We start from the raw sequence: 24,506 nt of genomic DNA on the forward strand, positions 1-24,506 counted from the left end.
ATTCGTACACCATATAGCGCATGGATAAGCAAACAGAAGGCACATCCCATCGTTCCGGATTTGTCAATATCGTCGGGAACCCCAATGTAGGCAAGAGTACGCTGATGAATTTGCTCGTAGGCGAGCGCATCTCCATCATCACCTCCAAGGCGCAGACCACCCGGCACAGGATCATGGGTATCGTCAATACGCCCGAGATGCAGATCGTCTATTCGGATACGCCCGGGGTGCTTCGTCCCAATTACAAGCTCCAGCAGGAAATGCGAGAGTTCTCGGAGTCTGCACTCGGTGATGCCGATGTGCTGATCTACGTGACCGACGTGGTGGAAAAGGCCGATAAGAATGCCGATTTCCTCGCTCGTGTTTCGCGCATGGAGTGTCCTGTGTTGTTGGTCATCAATAAGATCGACCTGAGCGATCAGGCTGCATTGGAAAAGCTCGTGGAGGAGTGGCGCAGCGTCCTACCCCATGCGGAGATACATCCCATCTCAGCGACCAACAACTTCAACGTGGGACTCCTCCAGCGCCGCATCGAGAGTCTGATACCGCCTTCCCCCCCCTACTTCGAGAAGGATGCGCTCACGGACAAGCCGGCACGCTTCTTCGTGACGGAGATTATCCGAGAGAAAATCCTCCTATACTATCAGAAGGAGATTCCCTATGCTTCGGAGGTTGTGGTAGAAGAGTTCAAGGAGGAGAAGTCGATCATCCGTATTCGGGCGTTGATCATTGTCGAGCGCGATTCGCAGAAGGGAATCATCATCGGCCCCAAAGGAGTGGCCATCAAGCGCGTCGGCTCTATGGCTCGGCGCGATCTGGAGCGTTTCTTTGAGAAAAAAATCTATCTGGAGATGTTCGTCAAGGTGGAGAAAGATTGGCGCAACAGGGACAATCTCCTTCGCTCATTTGGCTATCAGCTCGATTAATTTCGAGAAGCAACATCACGGAACAACCATCTACAATACACTATTAAGTACAGAATATGGGAGCATTAGTCGCCATCGTCGGCCGCCCGAATGTGGGTAAGAGTACGCTTTTCAACCGTCTGACACAGAGTCGGCAGGCCATCGTGGCCGAAGAAGCCGGCACTACGCGCGACAGACAGTACGGTCTGGTCCACTGGAATGGTCGCGAATTCTCCATCGTCGATACGGGTGGTTGGGTCGTCAACTCCGAGGATGTTTTCGAGGAAGAGATCAACAAGCAAGTACACATAGCAGTGGAAGAAGCCGACGTGGTGCTTTTCCTCGTGGACAACCAGACGGGTATCGTTTCGTTGGATGAGCAGGTCGCCGAAATCCTGCGCAGAAGCAAGAAACCCGTAGTCCTCGTAGCGAACAAAGTGGACAATACCGAGGACTATTATTCGTCTTCGGAGTTCTACTCTTTCGGTCTGGGCGATCCATATTGTGTGGCTGCTGTGAGTGGCTCCGGCACGGGCGATTTGTTGGATAGGGTGCTGGAACTTCTGCCCGAGGAGGGTGCTCCGTCCGAGTTGGAGGAGTCGGTTCCCCGCATTGCCATCGTAGGCCGTCCCAATGCCGGCAAGAGTTCTCTGCTGAATGCTTTCATCGGAGAAGATCGCTTCATCGTCACGGATATAGCCGGTACCACGCGCGACTCCATATATACGCGCTACGATAAGTTCGGATTCAACTTCTATCTCGTCGATACTGCTGGTATCCGCAAGAAGGGGAAGGTCAATGAAGACTTGGAGTACTATTCCGTTATCCGCTCCATCCGTGCCATCGAAAATTCAGATGTGTGCGTCCTGATGATTGATGCCACACGCGGAATCGAGGCACAGGACCTGAATATCTTCCAGATCATCCAGCGCAATAGCAAAGGGCTGGTCGTATGTGTGAATAAATGGGACCTTGTGGAGGACAAGAGCCAGATCGTGATCAAAACTTTTGAGAACGCCATTCGGCAGCGTTTTGCACCATTCACCGATTTCCCCATCCTATTTATATCGGCGATGACCAAGCAGCGTATTTTCAAAGTGCTGGAGACGGTCAATCAAGTCTATGCACGCCGCTCCACGCGCGTGCCCACTCACAAACTCAATGAGGTGATGCTTCCCATCATCGAAGCGACACCACCTCCCGCCACTAAGGGCAAGTATATCAAGATCAAGTACGTGATGCAGTTGCCTACGGCGGTGCCTTCATTTGCTTTTTTCGCCAATCTGCCTCAGTGGGTGAAAGAGCCGTATAAGCGTTTCTTGGAGAATCAAATACGTGAGCACTGGGACTTCTGCGGCACACCCATCAATATCTTTATCCGCGAGAAGTAAACAGTCTCATGACTGACGGACTGTAAACAAAGAAGAATACTAACGATATGGATCTGAAACGATTTAGATTTCTGAACAACGTAGCCGGCTGGGCAGTCTTTGCCGTTGCAGCTATTGTTTATCTGATGACGATCGAGCCTACAGCCAGCTTGTGGGATTGCGCCGAGTTCATCGTCTGCGTCAATAAGTTGGAGATCGGTCACCCGCCCGGAGCACCCTTCTTCATGCTCGTTTACAATGTTGTCTCGCACTTTACCAGCGATCCTGCACAGGTGGCGTGGTTCGCCAATGCTACGAGTGCGCTGGCCAGTGCTTTTACAATCCTTTTCCTCTTTTGGACTATAACGCACCTTGTCCGTCGTATGCTTGTGCCCCTTGCACGCAATGCTTCGGGCATGGAAGAACCGGCTCGCTCCATCAGCTTGGCGCATGTGATCGCTATTTTGGGGAGTGGTGCCGTGGGCGCATTAGCCTATACGTTCAGCGATACGTTTTGGTTCAGCGCAGTTGAGGCTGAGGTTTATGCCTTGAGTTCTTTCTTTACGGCTGCAGTCTTTTGGCTGATGCTCAAATGGGAGGAACGGGCTGACAATCCGCGTAGTGACCGTTGGCTCGTGCTCATTGCATATATGATGGGACTTAGCATTGGTGTGCACCTGCTCAATCTCCTCTGCATCCCTGCCATGGCATTGGTGTATTACTATCGTCGTTCTGCCAAGCCGACAAACAAGGGCGCTTTTATTGCACTTATAGTTTCTTTTGTGCTCATCATCGTGATGATGTACGGTGTGATTCAGGGTATTCCCAAGGTAGCGGGAGTTTTCGATGTCTTTGCCGTTAATACGCTTGGGCTTAGCTTTAATAGTGGTCTCTACTTCTATTTCTTCTTGTTGGCAGCCATCCTTATTTGGTCTGTGAGTGAAACTTACACCTCATTGGGCACAGGTGACAAGAAGAGCTCGACAAAAGGTATTCGTATGCGCGTGGCCACGCTCCTGAGTATAGTCCTCATGGGTATTCCTTTCATCGGTAGCGGAGTTGTTCTTGGCATTATTCTCACCGGAGCCATTGCCTATTGGTTGTTCGCTTCCAAGCATTTGAATGTGCGTTTCCTGCATACGGCTCTTATGAGTATGCTCGTCATCCTCGTGGGATTCTCTTCTTATGGTGTAATCCTCGTTCGTGCCGTGGCCAATCCCCCGATGAATGAGAATGCACCCTCTAACGCTTTCTCTCTGCGAAGCTATCTGGCTCGTGAGCAATACGGCAGCACGCCGCTTTTCTATGGCCCTACTTTTGCTTCCCAACCCGTCGGACTAAAGGACGGAGAGTCGGTAACCGGCCCTTCGCCCAAACAAAGCCCTGGGGACAAAGACCAGTACGAAACGCTCTATACGCAGCGAGAATATGACTATGGGGATACTGGTATGATGCTCTTTCCTCGTGTTTACTCCTCTGCTGACGGACATCCCCAAGCCTATAACATCTGGATGGGACGTTCCGAGACGGATAGCAGCATACCCACTTTCGGAGAGAACTTGAAGTTTTTCTTCAATTATCAGGTCAATTATATGTACTGGCGTTACTTCCTTTGGAACTTCGTCGGTCGACAGAACGACTTGCAAGGTGATGGAGGTCTTTTGCGTGGTAATGCGATGACGGGTATCCCCTTCATTGATAAGATGCTAATCGGCCCCACGGATGATATGCCGGACTTTATCGCTAAGAACCCCGGGCACAACGTTTACTATATGTTGCCGCTCTTGCTTGGTCTCATCGGGATTTCTTTCCAGTTGATGCGCAAGGAGAAAGGCACGCAGAGCTTCTGGATTACCTTCCTTCTCTTCTTCATGACGGGATTGGCCATCGTGCTATATCTCAATCAACCTCCCGGTCAGCCTCGTGAGCGGGACTATGCCTATGCGGGATCTTTCTATGCATTCTGTATCTGGATTGGTTTCGGTGTGGCCGGATTAGCCGATCTCTTGCGCCGTGCCAAGTTGAGCGAAACGGCTGCTGCTGTCGTTGCTTCAGTCGTAGCATTGCTTATCCCTTTGCAAATGGCTGGTCAGAACTGGGACGACCACGATCGGTCCGGCCGCTATGTGGGGCGTGACTTCGGTGTGAACTATCTGGAGAGTTGCGAGCCTAATGCGATTATTTTCACCTATGGCGACAATGATACCTTCCCTCTTTGGTACGCGCAAGAGGTAGAAAGCATTCGCACCGATGTACGAGTAAGCAACCTGAGTTACCTCGGTGCGGACTGGTATGTGCGCCAGATGAAGCAACAAGCCTACTTGTCTGCTCCGCTGCCGCTCAATGAGATGAGCGATGCATTCATCAGCCGGAATGCCTTTGTGCGTGTCGATCCCACCTATTCTTCCCGAGATCCTGAGCTGCGCATTATGTCTCTTCCGGGTACTTCGCTTACAGCTGATGGCAAACCCATCATGCATCTGTCTGAAGCGGTAAAGATCGCGACGCGTCCCGTACCCTATGGCAACGGTGTGATGCCGTCCGAGAATTTGTATCTGCCTGTTGATTCGCAAGCTCTGGGTGAGGTCTTCGGCGATTCGGCCAAGGTGCATATGCGTAGTGTGATGGATCTTTCATTGGCAGGCAAGGGCATTCTGTCTTTAGCCGATCTGAGCATACTCGACCTCATTGCCAATAACGAATGGAAACGACCCATCTATTGGGCTGTTACCTCCCCGAGCAATTCATTCTCGAACCTGCCCGACTATTTGCGACAGACCGGTATGGCCAATCAGTTGGTGCCCTTCAAGGCGCGCAGAGTAGGGGACAACATCGATGTTGAACGGATGTACACCAACGTGATGACCAAGTTCCGTTTCGGCGGAGCCAACAACCCGAAAGTGTATTTCGACGAGAATATCCGCAATTCGACCAACACCTACCGTGTGGCCGTCTTCGCTCCGTTGGCGATGGCACTCATCAAGCAAGGGGATATGGAACGTGCACGAAAGGTTCTCGCCAAGTGTTTGAAGGAGATCAGCCCCGTCACGGTGCCCTACGACTATCGTTCGCTTGTCTTCGCACAAGCCCTGTACGAAGCCGGCATGCGTACTGAGGCCGATGCTGTTGTGCATAGCATCGCTGCTTCTTCCATGCGCACGCTCGACTGGTTCTTCCGTCTGTCAGAATCCCGTTTCATGCAGATGATCGCCGACGGTGACATGGAACGAGAGTTGCAGACCGTGGGAACGGCACTGCGGCTGAGCACCGCTTTCGAAAGCAACGTGATGGACGAATTCCTGCCCAAGTTCCAATCCTATTACAATTCGCTCTACGGCTCGCAGAGCGGCGGCGAGCAATAGACGCTGCAACGGCCTATGTCCCTCCGACTCGTTGAGCGGTTTATCTGTCGTGTGCCCATGTGGTACCGGGCTTTATTCCCCGGTGCCACATGGCGCATTCCGGCCAAGAGCGGGAAGAGCATCTATCTCACTTTCGATGACGGCCCTATTCCGGAGGTCACTCCGTGGGTGTTAGATACGCTTGACGAGCTTGGCGTCAAGGCTACATTCTTCTGTGTGGCAGACAATGTGTGCCGCTATCCCGAGTTGTTTGCCGAGATACAGCGGCGCGGACACCAAGTGGGTAACCACACCTTCCACCATCTTCAGGGGCTCAAGGTGCGTACCCAAAACTATCTTCGCGATGTGAAGGCTGCCGACGAGTTGATCAATTCGCGCTTCTTCCGACCGCCCCATGGGCATATGCGCTTCATGCAGACCATCTTGCTGAGCAACCACTATGACATCATCATGTGGGATGTGATCACACGCGACTACAACAAGCGCCTCTCTCCCGACCAAGTCTTTGGTTCTGTCCGGCGTTATGCTCGTAATGGCTCCATCATCACTTTCCACGACTCCCTCAAGGCCATCTCCAATATGCAGGTTGCCATGCCGCGTGCTGTCCGATGGTTGTTGGACGAGGGCTATGTCTTCAAGCGCTTGGGTGATCCTGCTGACTGACTCGCTCTCCTCTCTCCCTTTCTCATGATTGTATATACAGAAGACGGTTCACCCACGATCCTTTCATCTCATTATGGCGAACACTACCATTCCATTCACGGTGCTCGTGCTGAGAGCGAGCATATATTCATCCGTTGCGGTCTCTTGCATCGACTTGGCGCGTGGGAACGCACCGAGGAACTACATCTTTTTGAAGTCGGATTCGGCACAGGCTTGAATACCTTGCTCACCCTTCGCGAGCAACAAACGTCCCATCTGAAACTCCGCTACAGCACCATAGAGAAGTATCCGCTTGGAGAGGATGTTTACAATCATCTCCATTTCTCAGTAGATCTACCCGAAGAGGATACCCTCCTACAAGCCCTTCATCGTGCACCGTGGGGAGAAGACAAGGTGTTACAGGCGGGCTTTACCTTGCATAAGTATTCCGACGACCTCACCGCCTTTGTTTTCCCTCCCGATATCGACCTTATCTATTTCGATGCCTTCTCTCCCGACACCCAACCCGATCTGTGGAGTGAGGATGTCTTTGCTCGTCTGGCAGCTTCGTGTCGTCCGGGTGCCGTCTTGGTCACCTACTGCGCCAAGGGCGAAGTGCGCCGCCGGTTGGCTCGTGCAGGCTTTCGCATGGAGCGTCTCGCAGGACCTCCGGGTAAACGTGAAATCCTGCGCGGCACCTATTGCCCGTTGGTATAGTCCCAATCTCCCCCCCCCCCCCCCCGACAAAAGAAGAAGTTACATCGTGGCTATCCTTCCGAAGAGGTTTTCGTGTTTGCTATCATGCTTTTGCTGACAAAGCCTTTCTACCGGTATTTTCGCAATTTCCACAGCAAATCAAATCTTGTCCTATACAAAGTCCGAATGGTCGAGTCTGTCGAGAACAGGATTCGTGTTAATTCCTGTTATTCGCATCGTTCTTTAATTATGTGCCAAAAAAGTTTTCAACACCGAATGGTTGTTTAGATCTATTCTAAATAAGACATATTAGGGTAGGGTGCCAGACGAACAAAAAGAGCCTCAATGAGCAATTTCGGTCGTTGAAAAAGGTGGGCTTCAAGAGCGGATGACGAACTTTATAAAAATCAGAATCAATCTTTATAAAGATCACTTCCAAACAATCAGATTATCGCTGACAACTTTTATAAAGTTTGCATCCTTAAGGTTATAAAGATTGCAACACACGAAAGCCTCTTTGGGTGGGTAGAGAAAGAGAAGTCCCCGCTTCGTTCGACTACGAACGAAGCGGGGACTTTATGCTTTCGACGAGGTCCGTCGCCCTTTATCCCACGCTATTGTGCACTATCGATCAAACAGTTTTTTACACACTCATCTGCACAGAACGCAAGCTGTGCAGGCACGGAAAGGGACAAAAGGGGGAGAGCAGAACAAATCCTGCCGGTTACTGATGCGTTTCTTCGGATCATAATCACAGTCATTTACTACTATATTGTGTGGGCTTATCGGCGATGCTGTTTGACATTCAACTATTTACCTTCACAGCACCCGCCTGCCAACGTGCAAATGTAACAAAAAGGGAAATACAGAGAAACGTATGCAAAGCTCTTGGCCGCATCCGATTTTTTTCTACCTTTATCGCGTTGGCATAACCATGCTTATACATAGCGTTTCTTGCTAAAAGTACTGACACTGCGCACATGGTGAGCAAGGTGGTGTAATACAAAATAAGACTTGACAATGTCACAGTGATGAGGACGAAAATGTGTCACTCGTATAACTGCTGAAAACATTGTTTGAGAATACAACTCTGTGGATTTCAATGACTGCTATACAAGTCGCCACATCAATGTTTCAACCAGTCGCTGGGGATAATGAACAGTTTGGCCCAAATCATATTTTAATATGCCTGACTTATTCATTTGGACACCTTTTGGGGACGGACTGCCAACGGGGAAATCAAGCGATAGTACTCCGGAAGAGGCAGAATTTCAAATGGCACTAAGGTTCATTATTACTAATCAAATAATCAATTGTCATCATGAGAAAGATTGTTTTTTTTAGATTATTCGTAACGCTTTTACTCTTTTGGTTGGCGGCTACTTCACTTTCTGCTCAAAACGCTAACGTTGCAAAAACGAGTGATCCCCTCCCTGCCAAATCGGATGTTATTTTATCTGAGGATTTTGAAAATGTAGCGTTCTATCCTGAGTATTTTGCCCCGATCAATTGGAGTGTCATAGATGCTGACGGAGATGGTATTTATTGGAATTTGTTTCTTTACTACAATTTCCCTGGGCACAATAGCAATCACTGTGCCCATTCCGCTTCATACGTCGGAGGCATTGGCCCTGTAACCCCGGATAACTACCTGATTACACCCCTTGTTGAAGGAGCCAGGCGCGTCACCTATTGGGTAAGTGTACAAGATGCCGATTACGCTGCCGAACACTACGCCGTGATGGTTTCGACAACGGGGACAGCCATTGAGGATTTCGCCCCATTGTTTGAAGAAACCATGACCGCGAAGCCGGCCGGTGCGTGGTATGAGAGAACGATCAACCTGCCCGAAGGAACTAAATATATCGCGTGGCGGCATTACAACTGCACGGATATGTTTGCCTTGAAATTGGATGACGTCACCATATATAGCTCGGCAGCAGAAGCCAACCCTGTTACTGACTTCGTCGCAACCCTTCTTGAGAACAACAAGGGACAATTGAAATGGAACTATCCCGAAGGTTATCAACCGAAGAGTAAAGACCAAGGAACGATGCAACTCACGGGCTATAACATCTATGCAAACGGTTCGCTCTTGGCCAAGATAGAGGATGCGACGACGTTGGAATACATCGACAGCACCTATATGATGCGAGACGAGTCGCTACAGGTGGAGTACTGTGTCAAGGCTGTTTACAATGATAGTGTTGAGTCAGCGGCCGTATGTGGCACACTGCAATACGTCATCACCTCGACAGAAGCAATTCAGTCCGAACTTCGTCTGCGAATCTTCCCCAATCCTGCATCGGACATCTTGCGAGTCGAAGGAATGAATGCGGATGGGTCTGCCTTTGAGTTGTATGACACAAGCGGTATTCGTGTCCTCAGCAGAGAGGTGAACGGGGCCAATACGACGATAGACGTCTCTCGACTGAGTAGTGGATTCTACCTGATCAAAGTCGTCAGCGGCAACCAAGTACATACCGAAAAGATAGAAATCACAAGGGACTAAGCGTTTCCTAATCAAGCTTTAATCCGAAGTTTACTGCCGGCGTTTGTATTCCGCAAAACACATGTGTCGGCAGTTTTTTTTCCATACCTATCGAGTTGTGTATATGTAAGGTGTGTATTGCGTATCAGTATTTGTATTACCTTTGCAGCCAGATCTATGACCGTAGTAGCGGGAGTAGTTATTGTTTAACACGTTAAAAAAACGGAAGAAAATGTATTTGGATTCAGCTAAGAAAGCGGAACTCTTCGAGAAGTATGGCAAGTCCGGCAAGGACACGGGTAGCCCCGAAAGCCAGATTGCACTGTTCACATTTCGCATCGCCCACCTGACGGAGCATCTGCGTGAGAACAAGAAAGACTTCGCCACAGAGCGTTCGCTGAAGATGTTGGTTGGTAAGCGTCGTCGTATGCTTGACTATCTGATCAAGGTGGACATTGAGCGCTATCGTGCCATCATCAAGGAACTCGGCATCCGTCGCTAATTCTCGCAGAATGCCTCTTGTGCATTCTCCCGAATAAAGAAACCTATCGGAGGCTGTGTCGTAAATGCAATTTACGGCGCAGCCTCTTCGGGTATCAAAGGGGTGGAGCAGAGCAGCCCAGCAGACTCGGCCCCATACAGCTATACATCAATTGATAATATGTGGTATACAAGATGATCAGAACTATTCTCTTGCGACTTTTCTCCTACAAGGATTCTTCCACCTATAGGTTGCTCACTGTAGTGCTCTCCATTGCAGCTATCAGTACTCTGGCTGCCTGCAAGCAGCACACAGATAAGCGTGCCGATCGCATCGTGGCGGTGACCATCGCTCCACAGCGTTTTTTTATCGAAGCCATAGCAGACTCTGCCGTACAGGTCGTACCCTTAGTTCCTGCCGGCAGCAATCCGGAGGAATACGATCCCTCTCCCTCCGTCATGAAGCAGTTGGCCGATGCCGATGCTTACTTCTACATAGGAGGATTGGGATTTGAGCAGAGAAATCTACAAGCTATTCGAGACAATAATCCTCGGCTCTCAATATTTGAGATGGGCGAGGCATTGAGTCATGCGGCCCATGAAGATCACGGAGAGGCATGTACGCATGATTCGCACGGACACTCGGGCGGTCACGATCCTCACTATTGGACCAGCATCATCGGTGCCAAAGCATTGGGACATGCTGCCTATAAAGCTCTCGTGGAGCTGTATCCCGATCAAGAGCATCGTTGGTCCGAAGGCTACGGTCGCCTTGAGAAAAGAATCGACAGTGTGTGGGCCGTTATCGACAATCTCTTTGCCGGAGGCCGGATGGACAAGGCTTTTGTCATTTACCATCCGTCATTGGGCTACTTCGCAGAGGAGTTCGGTCTCCGTCAGATCGTCATTGAACAGGATGGTAAGGAGCCTTCGGCGGCACATCTGCATCAGGTGATCGATCAGGCGCGAGCCGATAACGTCAGAATCGTGTTCATACAACCGGAGTTCGAGACCCGGCAGGCCGAGGAGGTGGCGCGCGCCATCGGTGCGGAGATGATCCGCATCAACCCCCTTCGCGGCTCATGGGAGGAAGAGATCCTGCATATAGCCCGTTCGCTTGTACATGGAAAATAATCGGCTACTGAGTCTCCGTTCGGCCTCTGTCGGTTACGGCAACAGAGACGTCCTACGGGACTACTCTCTGGATGTGGCTCGTGGCGAGCTGCTCGGCATTGTGGGACGCAATGGGGGCGGGAAGAGCACGCTGGTGAAAGCGCTCATCGGTTTGTTGCCTCTGCGCACAGGTAGTCTTACCTTCTACGATCGGCAAGGACAGCCCTCTATCCGTCCTTCCATCGGTTATCTGCCTCAGCTCAACCGTATCGACCGAGCTTTCCCTATTCAAGTAGGAGAGGTGATCGGTTCGGGGCTGACCGGCTACGTCGGAGGCGAGGAGCCAAGTGTCCTCCTGCAGCGTGCGGCAACGGACTTGCAGATAGCTGATTTGTTGCCACGGCCCATATCAGATTTGAGTGGCGGGCAGTTGCAGCGTGTCTTGCTCGCCAGAGCCATCGTATCCTGTCCCGAGTTGCTTATCTTGGACGAACCTAATAGCTATTTGGATGAATCGGCGGAGTTGCTTGTGTGCGAAGCCATCACCCAAAGACATAAACAAGGTGCGACTATTCTGCTGATTTCCCACGACAGAGAGAGCGTGGGACAACAGGCCAATCGCATAATATCCCTCGATTGACATTATGCATATCCGCCGCGCACTGCCTTCCGACTACGACCGTATTCTCTCCCTCTGGGAGGATGCGCGCCAAACGATGTTAGCCGCCGGCAATCCGCAGTGGCAAGGTGCTTACCCGGGAGTTGAAGAAGCTCGGGAGGATATAGCAGCGGGAGACGCATATCTGCTGGAAATAGACGGAGAGGCGATGGGCATCATGGCCGTGAACGACACTGTGCCCGCGGAGTATGCCCCTCTCCCTTGGCAAACGACAGGACTGGCCTATACGATACACCGTTTGGGGGTGCACTCTTCTTTATTGCGTCAGGGCTATGCTGCGACTATGCTGCTCCGTGCTGAGGCTATAGCTCGAGAGCAGGGGGCAACCTGTATTCACATAGACACGTATAGCCCTAATGTGGGGGCTCAGCAGCTATTTGAACAGCTTGGCTATCGTCGTGTAGGCCCTTTCGAAATGAAGCAGAAGCCATTGCCGTATATTGCCTTCGAGAAGGCGCTTTGAAGCAGCTTTCATCTCTCCTCGGTTACGCTTCTATGTATAAAATTTGGTGCTCGGTTGTGTCCTGATACGGGGTTTTTGCCTTGTGAATCCGTGTTATTAGTGTGATTTTGCATGTATTTTCTATATGTAAAGTGAGATGTGGTGTGAAAAAAAACGTAACTTTGCGCCCTATGAATATGCCGATAAATGGATGAGAAAATTCTAACAATAAAATAAGTAACAGACAAAATGCAAAACAAAGGATTTGTGATTGTTATCACATCGGCTCTGGCCATCATCTGTGCGTTTTACCTGTCATTCTCTTTCGTCACGAATCGATACGAGAAGAAGGCTAAGGCGATGGGCGATGTTGCCGGGATGGCCTATCTCGATTCTATGTCGAATGAGAAGGTCTGGTTCGGCTACACGCTGAAAGAAGCTCAAGCCCAGCAAATTGGTCTCGGCCTTGACTTGAAGGGGGGTATGAACGTGATTCTGAAGCTCAACGCAAGTGACCTGCTTCGCAATCTCTCTAACAAGAGTCAGGATCCCAATTTCAACAAAGCTCTGGAGAATGCCACCAAGAGTACCGAGCAAAATGACTTCGTTGACATCTTTGTCAAAGAATATCGCAAGCTCGACCCCAACGGACGATTGGCAGTTGTCTTCGGATCGGGTGATCTGCGTGATCAAATCTCAGCTAAGTCCACCGATGAAGAGGTGGTGGAGCTGCTGAAACAGAAATATAATAGTGCCGTAGAAGCTTCGTTCAACGTGCTTCGCACTCGTATTGACGCCTTCGGTGTAGTTGCTCCTAACCTGCAACGTCTCGAAGGTCAGGGTCGGATCCTTGTTGAGCTTCCGGGTGTTAAGGATCCGGAGCGTGTGCGAGCCCTCTTGCAGCGTAGTGCTAATCTCCAGTTCTGGCGCACTTATAACTTTGAGGAGGTAAGTGGCGACCTTATGGCTGCCAACGCTCGCTTGAGTGAGCTTGCTATGAACAAGAAGACTACTTCTGCGGTACCTGACACAACAGCTCTTGCGGTAGACTCTACCGGTCTTGCAGCAGACTCTGCCGCTGTCGCTGCTGACAGTGCAGCTACACAGCAAGTACAAACTGCCGATGCTACACGTACGGATGTCCTCTTTTCTCTGCTCACTCCGGTTAACCGTGGTGGTGCAGTGGTGGGTGTGGCACGTCGTGCCAATTTGGCTCAGATTTCCGAAATGTTGCAACAGGCGCATGACCTCAAGGTGACACGTGAGGACGTGCAATTCCTCTGGGGTGCCAAGGCAATTGTCGATCCCGAGACAAAGAAAGAAACGGATATGTACGAGCTTTATGCCATCCGCACAAACCGTACGGGCGATCCGGACCTCGGTGGTGAGGTTGTTACTTCTGCCAAGAGCGACATCCAGAATGACTTCGGTCGTTCAGAGCCTATCGTTTCGATGACAATGAACGAGGAGGGGGCTCGTAAATGGGCTCGTATCACGAAGGACAATGTGGGTCGTGCCATCGCCATCGTGCTGGATGGCGTAGTTTACTCTGCTCCGAATGTCAATGACGAAATCACGGGCGGACGCTCTCAAATATCCGGTAGTTTCACTGTCGAAGAAGCAGGCGACCTTGCCAATGTGCTCAACTCAGGCCGTATGGATGCTACTGTAAGTATCGAACAAGAGAATGTTATCGGCCCGACGCTGGGTTCCGAATCAATCAAGGCCGGATTCATTTCCTTCCTTTTGGCTCTTGTCATTCTGATGTGTTATATGTGTCTCGTTTACGGCTTCCTGCCGGGTATGATCGCAAACTCTGCACTTGTCGTTAATAGTTTCTTCACGTTGGGCGTATTGGCGTCATTCCACGCTGTGCTCACGCTCTCGGGTATTGCCGGTCTTGTGTTGACGCTCGGTATGGCAGTGGATGCTAACGTACTTATCTTCGAACGAATCAAGGAAGAGCTCCGTGCCGGTAAGTCTCCCATTCGTGCGGTGGCCGATGGTTATAACAATGCATTCTCTGCCATCTTTGACTCGAATGTGACGACGATTATTACCGGTGTCATCCTCTTCCTCTACGGAACAGGTCCTATCCGTGGTTTTGCCACGACGTTGATCATCGGTCTTATTGCATCGTTCATCACGGCTGTATTCCTCACGCGTATCGTATTCGAGAGTCTGGCCAAGAAAGGGCGTTTGGACAAAATACCTTTCACGACAAAGCTTACTCGTAACCTGCTCGTAGATCCTACTTTCAATTTCTTGGATAAGCGTAAGGTGGGTATCGCCATTCCGCTTGTAATCATTGCACTCGGTTTGGTCGCCGCATTCACTGTCGGCTTGAACAGAGGTATCGAATTCTCTGGTGGTAGAAACTATGTGGTTCAATTTGACCAACCGGTTTCTTCTGAGGCCGTACGTTCTGCCCTCAGCACTCCGCTTGAAGAAAAGGTTTTGGTTACCTCCATCGGTACAGATGGTATGCAGGTGCGTATCTCTACTAACTATATGATAGCAGAAGAGAACGAACAGACTGAAGAAGTGATCACTGGTAAGATGTACGAAAGTCTCAAGAGGCTCTACAAGCAAGAACCTACAGTAGATCGGTTCAAGGACAATATCATCAGCTCTCAGAAGGTAAGCCCGAGTATGTCGAGTGACATTACCCGCGGCGCTATCTGGGCAGTGTTCCTATCCATGATCTTCATGGCTATTTATATTCTGATTCGTTTCCGTGATATCTCTTTCTCTGCAGGTGTATTTGCGTCAGTGGCTGCGACTACGTTCTCAATCATCGCGCTCTATGCTATGCTTTGGAAGATTCTTCCGTTCACGATGGAAATTGATCAGAATTTCATTGCAGCAATCTTGGCTATCATCGGTTACTCACTTAACGATACCGTGGTCGTCTTTGACCGTATCCGTGAGACGACGAAGCTATATCCTCATCGTGATCGCTATCAAGTGATCAACGGTGCGCTCAATTCGACGCTTTCGCGTACGATGAATACTGGTTTGACTACTTTGGTGGTAATGTTGGTGATCTTCATCTTCGGAGGTGCTACGATGCGTAGTTTCACATTCTCCATCATTTTGGGTGTCATCATCGGTACCTACTGTACGCTCTTTGTGGCAACGCCGATTGCCTATGAGCTCCAGAAGCGCAAACTCAACAAAGCAAAGAAATAAGAGACAGTTAGTCTATGCACAAAAAAGCCCCGACGCTAATACCGTCGGGGCTTTTTGTTGAAAATAAAACAAAATGTAATCTCGTTCTCCTCAATTAGAAAAGGATTGTGAAGCTCTTTAATGCGCTGGGGACACGGAGCGAGAGGTATCCGCCTTTTGGCGGGAATCACGTGCTCGTTTGAGCTTCTCTAAAGCATCATGAGCTGCATTCTGATGTGCTTCTTTTTTGCTCATACCGATTCCGCTACCGATGCGATGACCATCAACAAAGACTGCATAATTGAAATGACCATGTGCACGCTTGGGTTCCGAAATGAGTCGAAACTCCAATTCTAAATGATGCTTCTGTGCCCATTCGAGCAGTAGCGACTTGTAGTTGGTCGTCGCGTTGGTCATGCTATCTTCCATTTCAAGGAAGATGGGGATAAAGCGCGTGAGGACAAATCTCTCAGCCATCTCATATCCTCTATCCAGATAGATGGCACCGATCAATGCTTCGAGTGTATTGCCCATAATGTCGGGACTCATCTGTGATACTTCGCCTCGGACGATCAGTAATCGTTCGAGGCCAAGCTCGCGAGCTACCACATTGTTGATTTGTCTCTTTACGACCGCGCTTCGACGTTGGCTCATATCTCCTTCATCCCAATGTGGATGTTTTCGATACAAATAACCGCTTATTGCCGTAGCAAGGACTGAGTCGCCCAAGAATTCCAGACGCTCGTTGTTCACGCGATACCCGCTGTCATCCACCAAACTGCATGAACTATGCCGGAATGCAAGTTCGTAGAAAGCAGTCTGCCGCGGTTTGAATCCGAGAATAGTCGGAAGCAAAACAAAAGACCCCCTCGGCTTGCGCCAAGGGAGTCTTGATAGATATGTACTTAAAGACAACATTGCAGTTATCTAAAGGATCGCTTATTTCTCGAACTTCTTAAATACAACGCTAGCATTGTGTCCACCGAATCCGAATGTATTCGACAAGGCAACACGTACCGGACGCTTTTGAGCTTCGTTGAATGTAAAGTTCAGGTTATAATCGATTTCGGGGTCACGATCATCATCCTGATGGTTGATTGTCGGCGGCACGATGTCCTCATGAACAGCCTTCACACATACCATCGCTTCAACAGCACCGGCAGCTCCGAGGAGGTGGCCAGTCATACTCTTGGTTGAGCTGATGTTCAAGTTGAATGCATGTTCGCCGAATACATCTTTGATTGCTTTTGCCTCAGAAATATCACCCACAGGCGTAGAAGTACCGTGTACATTGACATAGTCAACGTCCTCCGGCTTCAGTCCCGCATCTTCGATGGCATTGGACATAACGAGCTTGGCGCCTAATCCGTCGGGGTGACTGGCTGTCAGGTGATAAGCATCAGCAGAAAGTCCGGTTCCTACGAGCTCCGCGTAGATGTGTGCACCACGCTTGATGGCGTGTTCCATCTCCTCGAGAACCATGCATGCAGCACCTTCGCCCATGACGAAGCCATCACGGCTGGCACTGAACGGACGGCTCGCCTCTTGGGGAGCGTCGTTGCGGGTCGAGAGCGCATTCATTGCGTTGAATCCACCCACACCGGCAGCACATATAGAAGCCTCAGAACCACCGGCAATGATCACATCTGCCTTGCCCAAACGGATCAGATGACAAGCATCTATCACTGCATTGGTGGACGAAGCACATGCCGATGCAATAGAATAGTTAGGACCATGGAAGCCGTACTTGATTGAGATCTGACCGGCTGCTATGTCCGAAATCATCTTGGGGATGAAAAACGGATTGAAGCGTGGGCCGTTCTCCGGATTGTAGTCGCGTACTTCACTTTCGAAGGTCGCAAGACCGCCGATACCGGCAGATACGATCACGCCTACACGGTTTTTATCCACCGTTTCCAAGTCAAGGCCGGAGTCTTGTACACTCTCGTCGGCCGCTACTTGTGCAAGCTGCGCGTAGCGATCCAACTTACGCACCTCCTTGCGGTCAAAATACTGCAAAGGATCGAAACCCTTTACTTCACAGGCAAACTGTGTTTTGAACTTGGAGGCATCAAAGAGCGTGATAGGACCGGCACCACTCTTGCCGGCAACCAAGCTCTCCCACGTCTCGGGGGCAGAGTTGCCGAGCGGAGTCATGGCTCCTAACCCTGTTACTACTACTCTTTTCAGTTCCATCAGAGGTATCTTACTTCAGGTTTCTTTCGATGTAGTCGATAGCATCGCCTACAGTCTTGATCTCCTGAGCTTGGTCATCGGGGATAGACATGTTGAATTCCTTTTCGAAATTCATCATCAGCTCTACCGTGTCAAGAGAGTCGGCGCCGAGATCATTTGAGAAACTTGCCTCACGAGTTACTTCAGAAGGCTCTACATTCAATTTGTCAACTACGAGGTCGATTACTTTTTTTTCTACTTCAGACATAGTCTTGTTCTTTAAAATGGTTATTACAAATAATCTTCTTACTTATCTTTGCGCAATATTTGGCGCCATAACTCAGTATTACCACGAGGAAAAGCCCTGTAATAATGTTGATGTCTAAGCCACAAATTTGCACAATCACAATAGTTGTGTGCAGCAAAAGTAGTAAATAAAATGAGAAAAGTAGCGGTTTTTGCCTCAGGCAGCGGTTCGAATGCAGAAAATCTGTTCCATTTCTTCTCAAAAAGTGGTTCGGCGTGCATATCGGCCATTATCAGTAACCATGCTGACGCTGGTGTAATGACGCGTGCAGAGCAGCTCGGTATCCCCGCATATTCCTTTACCAGACGGGAGATGCTTGACGGCGCCAAGCCCATAGGCCTGCTACAAGAGTTAGGTGTTGAGCTTATTGTGTTGGCCGGATATATGTGCTTTGTCACGACTCCCTATTTACAAGCTTTCCCCGATCGGATCGTCAATATCCATCCCGCTCTCCTGCCCAAATATGGAGGTCAGGGCATGTACGGCCATCATGTACACGAAGCCGTGATAGCAGCCCGAGAGCAAGAAAGTGGTATCACCATCCACCTTGTCGATGAGCAGTACGACCACGGCAAGATCCTGCGTCAGGCTACCTGTGCAGTGCTGCCCGATGATACGCCCGACACCCTTGCCGAGCGTATCCATGCGTTGGAGTACGCGCATTATCCCGAGACGGTGGAAGAATATCTACGCCAACTCCCGCCCCGAAAATGAAGCATACCATCTCCCTACACTCTCTCCTCGTACACCTATATTATATAGGTATAGCAGTAGCTCTATTCCTGCTTACTTCCTGCGGGAGGGACCCCGAGGTGAGCCGACTGAGGATCGATCTTGAGAATCTCAGCCCCGCTGATAGCGTCCTTACGCTCAGAATAGAGGGACATTCGTTCTTCGACACAGAAGAGATACGGGTCACTCCCCCCAAAGGGCGCATCCGTCACCAAGTCAAAGGAGACAATGACCGTGTCCTTCTCTACTATAACGGAGGCAATAGCTTCCTCATTCTTTATCCGGAGAAGGGCCGAGACCTTAAGGTCACCCTCGATATCCGCCGTCCGCTCTTCCCCGAAATAAAAGGTAGTGACACACATGCGACGCTCAATGAGTTCGCTCGCGAGGCAGAAGAAGAGCTCCGTCAGTACCAAAGTCTGCTGCCATCGGCCGACTATGCAGCCAAGGCAGCTGCGCTGCGAACCCTCCGCCTCAAAGCCCTCGACTACTATTTCGCTCATCCCACAGCCGTGGGGATTCATCGCATCGCCGAGGTATATGAACTCTATGATGCCCGTTTCCTGAATGACTGTGGTGTAGCCCCCGACAAATTGCCACAACCTCTCGCGCTGTTTTTGCGTGGTGATGGATCCACATCGGTCGGAAGCTCGGCTCCCGATTTCCAAGTGAGAGATATTCAAGGCAAACCTTTCACCCTTTCGTGGCATAACAAAAAGGATATTCTCCTCCACTTCACGGACAATCCCGATGCCCGCACCTCCGCATTGCTAAAGACTTGGAAGGAAAAACATCCGAATGCTACAACCGAAATCCTCACTCTTTCGCTCCTTCCGTCAGACTCTACCACGAAGAAATATGTGAGCACACTGGCACTGCCCGGCCTCTTCGTCACCGACAGCATGGGGCAGGTCTCCACCCTGATGGAGCAGTATCATATCCACGCCCTGCCTCATACCATTCACATTGATACCCTCGGACTCGTCCGCGAACGTCTCACCGGCTACGACCTTCCGTAGCAGCCAACCTCTTTTGCCTGCCTCTTTCCATGTTAGTCAAGACCTTTGCCGCAGCACTGCATAGCATTGATGCCCTCACTGTCACCATTGAAGTCAATATCACCCGAGGCTGCTATCTCAGCCTCGTAGGTCTGCCTGATGCGGCTGTCCGTGAGAGTCTGGACAGGATACGCTCCACCTTCGACACCCTCGGCATCACTTTCCCGCAGAAGAGTGTGACCATCAACCTCAGCCCTGCCGACCTCAAGAAAGAAGGGACCGCTTATGATCTGCCCATCGCCCTTGCTCTTATGGCTGCCGACGGGGTCTTTGCCGGCGATGCCCTTCCCCGTTATATGATCATGGGCGAGCTGTCGTTGGACGGCTCGTTGCGCCCGATCAAGGGTGCTCTGCCCATCGCCATTCAGGCGCGAGCCGCAGGATTTGAAGGGCTTATTCTCCCGATGGATAATGCACGTGAGGCAGCAGTGGTGAACAACCTCGCCGTTTACGGCGTGCAGCACATATCCGAAGTCATCAGTCACTTCAATGGCAGTGGCGCACTCACCCCCACTGTAGTCGATACCCGCAAGGAGTTCTACGACCGACAGCAGCAGATACCCTTCGATTTCTCCGAGGTCAAGGGGCAAGAGAAGGTGAAGCGCGCCCTCGAAGTGGCGGCAGCCGGCGGGCACAATCTCATCATGGTCGGCAGCCCGGGCAGTGGCAAGTCCATGATGGCCAAGCGCATGCCCGGCATCCTGCCGCCCTTCACGCTAAGCGAATCGCTGGAGACCACGAAGATTTATTCCGTCGCGGGCAAGCTCGGACTCAACGCCATGCTCCTCACCCAGCGTCCTTTCCGCTCGCCCCATCACTCCATTTCGTCTGCGGCACTTGTGGGCGGCGGCACTTACCCTCAGCCCGGCGAAATCAGTCTGGCACACAACGGCGTACTCTTTTTGGACGAGTTGGCCGAGTTCAACCGCTCTGTCCTCGAAGTAATGCGCCAGCCGCTGGAGGATCGGCACATCACTGTCTCGCGCGCCAAGATGACAGTCGATTATCCTGCGGGCTTCATGCTCGTAGCAGCCATGAATCCCTGCCCTTGCGGTTACTACAATCATCCCACCCGCCCGTGTACCTGTCCGCCGGGGCAGGTAGAGAAGTATCTCAGCCGCATCTCTGGTCCGCTGCTCGATCGCATCGACATCCAAGTGGAGATCACCCCCGTCCCCTTCGAGAAGATATCCGACGAACGCCCTGCCGAGAGTAGCGACGCCATCCGTAGTCGCGTGATCGCGGCTCGCGAGATACAGAGCCGACGCTTCGCCGACCACGCAGGCGTGCACTGCAATGCGCAGATGGATGACAAGCTGATGAACCGCTATGCCCTTCCCGATGAGCAGGGACTCCACCGACTCCGAGTCGCCATGGAGCGTTTCGACCTCTCGGCGCGCGCCTATGGACGCATCCTCAAGGTAGCACGTACGATCGCCGATTTGGCGGGTAGTGCCGATGTCTGTGCCGATCATATAGCCGAGGCTATCGGCTATCGCAATCTGGATCGGAGCAATTGGGGCAAGGTCTGATGTGATGGTACGCTCTATGGCTGCTCTCCCTCCCGCGCTGGCCGCTCATCGCCTGATCATAGGAAACAAGTGTTTTTCCTATCCCCTGCTTCGACAAGCGGCCGATACCGACCGCTATGAGCTGAATGTTTTCGATCACGAAGGCGAGGCCACGATCTTTCTGTCGGGTACGCTTCTGCTTCTCTCAGCTGATCTTCCGCCACAGCTACCCCTTGCGACCGAGAGCATTGCACTCCCCGCTATGCAAGCCCTGCTTGATGAATTACAGGGCGCGCCCACACATCTCTATCTCTTCGCCACCCCCAACGCCCGTCCCGTCCTGATCCGTTGAATTGCGTTTCGTATTGCTCAGAGTGATCGGGACTGTCTGAGTGATCCGAGCAACCTGAATCGTCCGATTTTTTGGGTTGCACGGATTCTCCTTCTTGTTTATCTCTCAGGAGAGCGTCCTGCCCTTGTGAAAAAATCTGTAGATGTGTTATGATTCCACCTTCGTGCAGATCGTCGAAAAAACACGCACCAAAAAGAAATTTTTTTGGCGCCTTTTCCGAAAAATTTATGCGCCAAATCGAAAATGTTTTGGCGCGTGTTCTTCCGGATTTTTGGCGCCATCTTGTCCGGATTCTTGCTGCGTAATTCTGGAAAATGCGTTCCTCTGTTTGAGAGACACTGCGGTAAGTTAAAAAAAAACGTGATGCTGTATGGATCAAATCCCTATTGCCGGGATCTTGGTTTATTGGCCGCTTACTTCGGTGCGGACTCGCTTTGTCGTATATTTGGCGTTAACAGACTGAATGCCCGCAGTGCAGACGGCAATCATGCAGTCGTTTCTCTCGAAGAGATAGGGGTGCTAATCGCAGACTGAGACAAGAATCGGGCGGCAGACTCGCAGGATATGGCTACCTTTGACAGACGTAAGAGCGGGGAGCACCGACACTTTGCTTGACCGCATACCACAAGAACATGAACACCTACTACGATAACGCCACTACTTCCTATCCCAAGCCTTCGGCCATGCGCGAAGCTTTGGCGCACTTCTACGATGAGCCGGTGGGGAGCTACGGACGCAGTCACGACCGCGCGACGCTTCGTGTCGTGGCCGAGATAGAGGAGTTGCGCGATGTCGTGGCCTCTCTGTTGGGTGTGGCGGAGCCGTCGCACATCTGTTTCTGCGACAATGCCACGACAGGTCTCAACGCCATTTTGCGCGGAGTGTTACAAGAGGGCGACACGGTTCTCGTGAGTCCGATGGAGCATAATGCGGTGATGCGTCCTCTGCATTTCTTGTCAGAGACGCGTGGCGTCCGTGTGGAGGTGATGCCGGCTCTGCCCGACGGACGTGTGGATACGCAGCGACTGGCCGCAGCCATACCGACTGCTTGTGCGCTGGCGGTGGTGAATCTGCAGAGCAATGTAAACGGCATCATCCAGCCGATAGCGGAAATCTCTCGCATCCTGAAGCAACGTGGTGTACGTATCCTCGCCGATGCGACACAGTGCCTCGGCTCCATGCGACTGCAAACCGATGCATGGAACATAGACTATCTGGCATTTACGGGACATAAAGGGCTGCTCGGGCCGAGTGGGACCGGCGGCTTTTATATGCGTCGGCCACTCGATGTGAGTCCGCTCACGCTTGGCGGAAACGGACTGCACTCCTCTCTTTTGTCGATGGGTACAGAGATGCCGGAGCGATTTATGGCCGGTACGGCGAATGTTCTCGGACTCACGGCTCTGTTGGCTGCCGTGCGTCATCTGCCGTCTTACCGACTTTCCCATGACGAATGGCAGGACTATCTGCTGCGTATGCGCGAGTTGTCCGGTTTGCGGGTGTATAGTTCATCTGATGGGACTGCTCAGGGTTTTCTCTGTTCGCTTACGCACGAACGGCTCTCTCCTGCCGAATTGAGCGACGCTCTCTATCACGGTCACGGCATTATCACGCGAGCCGGTTTGCATTGTGCACCGTTGGCACACGAGACAATCGGTACGGCAGCGACGGGCACGACACGCATTTCGCTTTCTCCTTATCATACGGCCAAAGATTTGGACCACCTATTAGAAGCTCTCCGCGATGTCGTACGCCGCTGACAGTCGTTTCGTCCTTTTCGCCACGACGCGCGACTTCATCCACGCCATGCAGGCTGCCGAACGCATAGGGTTGCCCCATCGCGTCATCGCGGTACCCGTCCATTTGAGAGCGGATTGCGGTATGTGTCTGCACATAGATGCGGCCGAACAGGAACGTTTAGAAATTGTTTTACGACAAATCCCCATAGCATACGAGATAGGACTATGAAATCAGCTACATTCGATCTGCTTACCACGGTGGAGTATGGCGGCTGCTCGGCGAAGCTCGACCCCGCCAAACTGGAAGAATTGCTGCGCGATATACCATTACCAACGGACAGTCGGATACTGGTCGATGCGCGCACACACGACGATGCAGGTGTATATCAACTCAATGACGAGACGGCTCTCATCGTGACGACCGACTTCTTCCCGCCTCTTTGCTCTGATGCTTATACTTTCGGGCGCATAGCTGCTGCCAACGCGCTGTCGGATGTATATGCGATGGGTGGCCGCCCTTTGTTGGCACTCAATCTGACAATGTTTCCCTCTGCAGGCATTCCCGCCGAAGTGTTGGTGCAGATACTTCGTGGTGGACAGCAGAGCATAGACGAGAGTGGGGCGTTCACGATGGGCGGGCACACGATCGATGACGCGACGCCCAAGTACGGATTGGCGGTGACCGGTACGGTGCATCCGCAACATCTGGTCACGAATGCAGGAGTGCGCGAGGGGCAACGACTCGTTCTCACCAAACCTTTGGGTACAGGTGTAGCTATGGCCGGGCATCGACTTGGGCTCTTGAGCGGGGAAGCATACGAGGCAGCTATCGAACAGATGTGTCTCCTTAATAAAACGGGTGCGGAGCTGATGTTGCGTTACGGCGTGAAAGGTGCAACGGATATCACGGGTTTCGGATTGCTGGGGCATGCCAAGGAATTGGCGGAGGCGTCGCAAGTGACGCTCCATATTGACAGTCAAGTAGTGCCGGCGTTGCCGGAATGTCTGCAATTGCTGCGCGACGGCTGTATTCCGGGGGCGGCCTTTCGCAATTTGCGCTTCGTGGGCGAACAACTCGAAGCGAGCTGCTCCACGGAATATAAGATGCTATTGGCCGATGCACAGACCTCCGGCGGACTGCTGATGGCGGTGGATGCCGATCGCGCTGATGCGCTGGTCGCCGATCTGCATGCGACGGGGTTGCATCCCCATGCAGCTGTGATAGGTTATGCCACCGCAGAAGAAGGAAAAACAAGAATCATAATCACATAATTCAAGATT

The 24,506-nt window shown here is 51.4% G+C and carries 21 protein-coding genes; 18 read left to right on the forward strand and 3 right to left on the reverse strand.

Annotation, left to right across the window (positions count from 1 at the left end; translation table 11 throughout):
- The first annotated feature begins 20 nt into the window (after nucleotides 1–20).
- The 11 genes from era to secDF all read left to right on the forward strand — a co-directional run bounded on the left by era (nucleotide 21) and on the right by secDF (nucleotide 15,372).
- Nucleotides 21–926 (forward strand): GTPase Era, encoded by a 906-nt coding sequence (era, locus tag C7382_RS00425; RefSeq protein ID WP_116678347.1) that lies wholly within the window; start codon nucleotides 21–23, stop codon nucleotides 924–926.
- Between the two features lie 56 nt (nucleotides 927–982).
- The gene (gene der / locus C7382_RS00430; RefSeq protein ID WP_116678348.1) at nucleotides 983–2,296 is read left to right on the forward strand and encodes a ribosome biogenesis GTPase Der; all 1,314 of its coding nucleotides are present in this window, start codon (nucleotides 983–985) and stop codon (nucleotides 2,294–2,296) included.
- Between the two features lie 47 nt (nucleotides 2,297–2,343).
- Complete coding sequence (locus C7382_RS00435; RefSeq protein ID WP_116678349.1) at nucleotides 2,344–5,637, forward strand: glycosyltransferase family 117 protein; 3,294 nt, start codon at nucleotides 2,344–2,346, stop codon at nucleotides 5,635–5,637.
- A gap of 15 nt (nucleotides 5,638–5,652) precedes the next feature.
- Complete coding sequence (locus C7382_RS00440) at nucleotides 5,653–6,300, forward strand: polysaccharide deacetylase family protein (protein WP_116678350.1); 648 nt, start codon at nucleotides 5,653–5,655, stop codon at nucleotides 6,298–6,300.
- 24 nt (nucleotides 6,301–6,324) lie between these two features.
- The gene (mnmD, locus tag C7382_RS00445; RefSeq protein WP_116678351.1) at nucleotides 6,325–6,996 is read left to right on the forward strand and encodes a tRNA (5-methylaminomethyl-2-thiouridine)(34)-methyltransferase MnmD; all 672 of its coding nucleotides are present in this window, start codon (nucleotides 6,325–6,327) and stop codon (nucleotides 6,994–6,996) included.
- 1,300 nt (nucleotides 6,997–8,296) lie between these two features.
- Nucleotides 8,297–9,487: a T9SS-dependent choice-of-anchor J family protein gene (locus C7382_RS00450; protein WP_116678352.1), complete on the forward strand. Its 1,191-nt coding sequence runs from the start codon at nucleotides 8,297–8,299 to the stop codon at nucleotides 9,485–9,487.
- Nucleotides 9,488–9,698: 211 nt separating this feature from the next.
- Nucleotides 9,699–9,968, forward strand: coding sequence for a 30S ribosomal protein S15 (gene rpsO, locus C7382_RS00455; protein ID WP_116678353.1), 270 nt, complete (start codon nucleotides 9,699–9,701; stop codon nucleotides 9,966–9,968).
- 173 nt (nucleotides 9,969–10,141) lie between these two features.
- The gene (locus C7382_RS00460; RefSeq protein WP_116678354.1) at nucleotides 10,142–11,080 is read left to right on the forward strand and encodes a metal ABC transporter solute-binding protein, Zn/Mn family; all 939 of its coding nucleotides are present in this window, start codon (nucleotides 10,142–10,144) and stop codon (nucleotides 11,078–11,080) included.
- Nucleotides 11,070–11,699, forward strand: coding sequence for a metal ABC transporter ATP-binding protein (locus tag C7382_RS00465; RefSeq protein ID WP_116678355.1), 630 nt, complete (start codon nucleotides 11,070–11,072; stop codon nucleotides 11,697–11,699). The genes C7382_RS00460 and C7382_RS00465 overlap by 11 nt, the downstream gene beginning before the upstream one ends.
- 4 nt (nucleotides 11,700–11,703) lie before the next feature.
- Nucleotides 11,704–12,201: a GNAT family N-acetyltransferase gene (locus C7382_RS00470; protein WP_243405605.1), complete on the forward strand. Its 498-nt coding sequence runs from the start codon at nucleotides 11,704–11,706 to the stop codon at nucleotides 12,199–12,201.
- Nucleotides 12,202–12,429: 228 nt separating this feature from the next.
- The gene (gene secDF / locus C7382_RS00475) at nucleotides 12,430–15,372 is read left to right on the forward strand and encodes a protein translocase subunit SecDF (RefSeq protein WP_116678356.1); all 2,943 of its coding nucleotides are present in this window, start codon (nucleotides 12,430–12,432) and stop codon (nucleotides 15,370–15,372) included.
- Nucleotides 15,373–15,489: 117 nt separating this feature from the next.
- Here the strand turns inward: secDF and rnc are convergent, their stop codons facing one another.
- Genes rnc through C7382_RS00490 form a run of 3 tightly spaced genes read right to left on the reverse strand, consistent with a single transcriptional unit; the run spans nucleotide 15,490 to nucleotide 17,794 of the window.
- Nucleotides 15,490–16,269, reverse strand: a complete 780-nt coding sequence (rnc, locus tag C7382_RS00480; protein WP_243405606.1) for a ribonuclease III — start codon at nucleotides 16,267–16,269, stop codon at nucleotides 15,490–15,492.
- 21 nt (nucleotides 16,270–16,290) lie between these two features.
- Nucleotides 16,291–17,547: a beta-ketoacyl-ACP synthase II gene (gene fabF, locus C7382_RS00485; RefSeq protein ID WP_116678358.1), complete on the reverse strand. Its 1,257-nt coding sequence runs from the start codon at nucleotides 17,545–17,547 to the stop codon at nucleotides 16,291–16,293.
- A gap of 10 nt (nucleotides 17,548–17,557) precedes the next feature.
- Nucleotides 17,558–17,794, reverse strand: a complete 237-nt coding sequence (locus C7382_RS00490) for an acyl carrier protein (protein WP_116678359.1) — start codon at nucleotides 17,792–17,794, stop codon at nucleotides 17,558–17,560.
- A gap of 171 nt (nucleotides 17,795–17,965) precedes the next feature.
- Here C7382_RS00490 and purN point away from each other — a divergent pair, with 171 nt between their 5' ends.
- The 7 genes from purN to selD all read left to right on the forward strand — a co-directional run bounded on the left by purN (nucleotide 17,966) and on the right by selD (nucleotide 24,497).
- Complete coding sequence (gene purN / locus C7382_RS00495) at nucleotides 17,966–18,547, forward strand: phosphoribosylglycinamide formyltransferase (RefSeq protein ID WP_116678360.1); 582 nt, start codon at nucleotides 17,966–17,968, stop codon at nucleotides 18,545–18,547.
- A complete protein-coding gene (locus C7382_RS00500; RefSeq protein WP_116678361.1) occupies nucleotides 18,544–19,584 on the forward strand; it encodes a TlpA family protein disulfide reductase in 1,041 nt (346 codons plus the stop codon). The genes purN and C7382_RS00500 overlap by 4 nt, the downstream gene beginning before the upstream one ends.
- 29 nt (nucleotides 19,585–19,613) lie before the next feature.
- On the forward strand, nucleotides 19,614–21,155 hold the full coding sequence (locus tag C7382_RS00505) for a YifB family Mg chelatase-like AAA ATPase (RefSeq protein WP_116678362.1): 1,542 nt from the start codon (nucleotides 19,614–19,616) through the stop codon (nucleotides 21,153–21,155).
- 16 nt (nucleotides 21,156–21,171) lie between these two features.
- Nucleotides 21,172–21,486 carry a hypothetical protein gene (locus C7382_RS00510; protein ID WP_116678450.1) on the forward strand — a complete coding sequence of 105 codons (315 nt, stop codon included), beginning with the start codon at nucleotides 21,172–21,174 and terminating at the stop codon, nucleotides 21,484–21,486.
- Between the two features lie 632 nt (nucleotides 21,487–22,118).
- Nucleotides 22,119–23,246 (forward strand): aminotransferase class V-fold PLP-dependent enzyme, encoded by a 1,128-nt coding sequence (locus C7382_RS00520; RefSeq protein ID WP_116678364.1) that lies wholly within the window; start codon nucleotides 22,119–22,121, stop codon nucleotides 23,244–23,246.
- Nucleotides 23,230–23,454, forward strand: coding sequence for a DUF3343 domain-containing protein (locus tag C7382_RS00525; RefSeq protein ID WP_116678365.1), 225 nt, complete (start codon nucleotides 23,230–23,232; stop codon nucleotides 23,452–23,454). The genes C7382_RS00520 and C7382_RS00525 overlap by 17 nt, the downstream gene beginning before the upstream one ends.
- Entirely contained in the window at nucleotides 23,451–24,497 is a 1,047-nt protein-coding gene (gene selD / locus C7382_RS00530; RefSeq protein WP_116678366.1) for a selenide, water dikinase SelD, read from the forward strand. Before C7382_RS00525 ends, selD begins: the two co-directional genes overlap by 4 nt.
- Nucleotides 24,498–24,506 lie beyond the last annotated feature (9 nt).

It is taken from the genome of Porphyromonas loveana (assembly GCF_003096695.1).
GTDB classification, from domain to species: Bacteria; Bacteroidota; Bacteroidia; order Bacteroidales; family Porphyromonadaceae; genus Porphyromonas; species Porphyromonas loveana.

Coding starts and splice junctions, on each gene's coding strand:
- selD (WP_116678366.1), top strand. CDS start 23,451: ATGAAATCAGCTACATTCGATCTGCTTACCACGGTGGAGTATGGCGGC.
- C7382_RS00465 (WP_116678355.1), top strand. CDS start 11,070: ATGGAAAATAATCGGCTACTGAGTCTCCGTTCGGCCTCTGTCGGTTAC.
- C7382_RS00435 (WP_116678349.1), top strand. CDS start 2,344: ATGGATCTGAAACGATTTAGATTTCTGAACAACGTAGCCGGCTGGGCA.
- der (WP_116678348.1), top strand. CDS start 983: ATGGGAGCATTAGTCGCCATCGTCGGCCGCCCGAATGTGGGTAAGAGT.
- C7382_RS00525 (WP_116678365.1), top strand. CDS start 23,230: ATGTCGTACGCCGCTGACAGTCGTTTCGTCCTTTTCGCCACGACGCGC.
- C7382_RS00440 (WP_116678350.1), top strand. CDS start 5,653: ATGTCCCTCCGACTCGTTGAGCGGTTTATCTGTCGTGTGCCCATGTGG.
- C7382_RS00490 (WP_116678359.1), bottom strand. CDS start 17,794: ATGTCTGAAGTAGAAAAAAAAGTAATCGACCTCGTAGTTGACAAATTG.
- C7382_RS00520 (WP_116678364.1), top strand. CDS start 22,119: ATGAACACCTACTACGATAACGCCACTACTTCCTATCCCAAGCCTTCG.
- C7382_RS00450 (WP_116678352.1), top strand. CDS start 8,297: ATGAGAAAGATTGTTTTTTTTAGATTATTCGTAACGCTTTTACTCTTT.
- C7382_RS00460 (WP_116678354.1), top strand. CDS start 10,142: ATGATCAGAACTATTCTCTTGCGACTTTTCTCCTACAAGGATTCTTCC.
- C7382_RS00505 (WP_116678362.1), top strand. CDS start 19,614: ATGTTAGTCAAGACCTTTGCCGCAGCACTGCATAGCATTGATGCCCTC.
- era (WP_116678347.1), top strand. CDS start 21: ATGGATAAGCAAACAGAAGGCACATCCCATCGTTCCGGATTTGTCAAT.
- fabF (WP_116678358.1), bottom strand. CDS start 17,547: ATGGAACTGAAAAGAGTAGTAGTAACAGGGTTAGGAGCCATGACTCCG.
- purN (WP_116678360.1), top strand. CDS start 17,966: ATGAGAAAAGTAGCGGTTTTTGCCTCAGGCAGCGGTTCGAATGCAGAA.
- C7382_RS00510 (WP_116678450.1), top strand. CDS start 21,172: ATGGCTGCTCTCCCTCCCGCGCTGGCCGCTCATCGCCTGATCATAGGA.
- secDF (WP_116678356.1), top strand. CDS start 12,430: ATGCAAAACAAAGGATTTGTGATTGTTATCACATCGGCTCTGGCCATC.
- C7382_RS00470 (WP_243405605.1), top strand. CDS start 11,704: ATGCATATCCGCCGCGCACTGCCTTCCGACTACGACCGTATTCTCTCC.
- rnc (WP_243405606.1), bottom strand. CDS start 16,269: ATGTTGTCTTTAAGTACATATCTATCAAGACTCCCTTGGCGCAAGCCG.
- rpsO (WP_116678353.1), top strand. CDS start 9,699: ATGTATTTGGATTCAGCTAAGAAAGCGGAACTCTTCGAGAAGTATGGC.
- mnmD (WP_116678351.1), top strand. CDS start 6,325: ATGATTGTATATACAGAAGACGGTTCACCCACGATCCTTTCATCTCAT.
- C7382_RS00500 (WP_116678361.1), top strand. CDS start 18,544: ATGAAGCATACCATCTCCCTACACTCTCTCCTCGTACACCTATATTAT.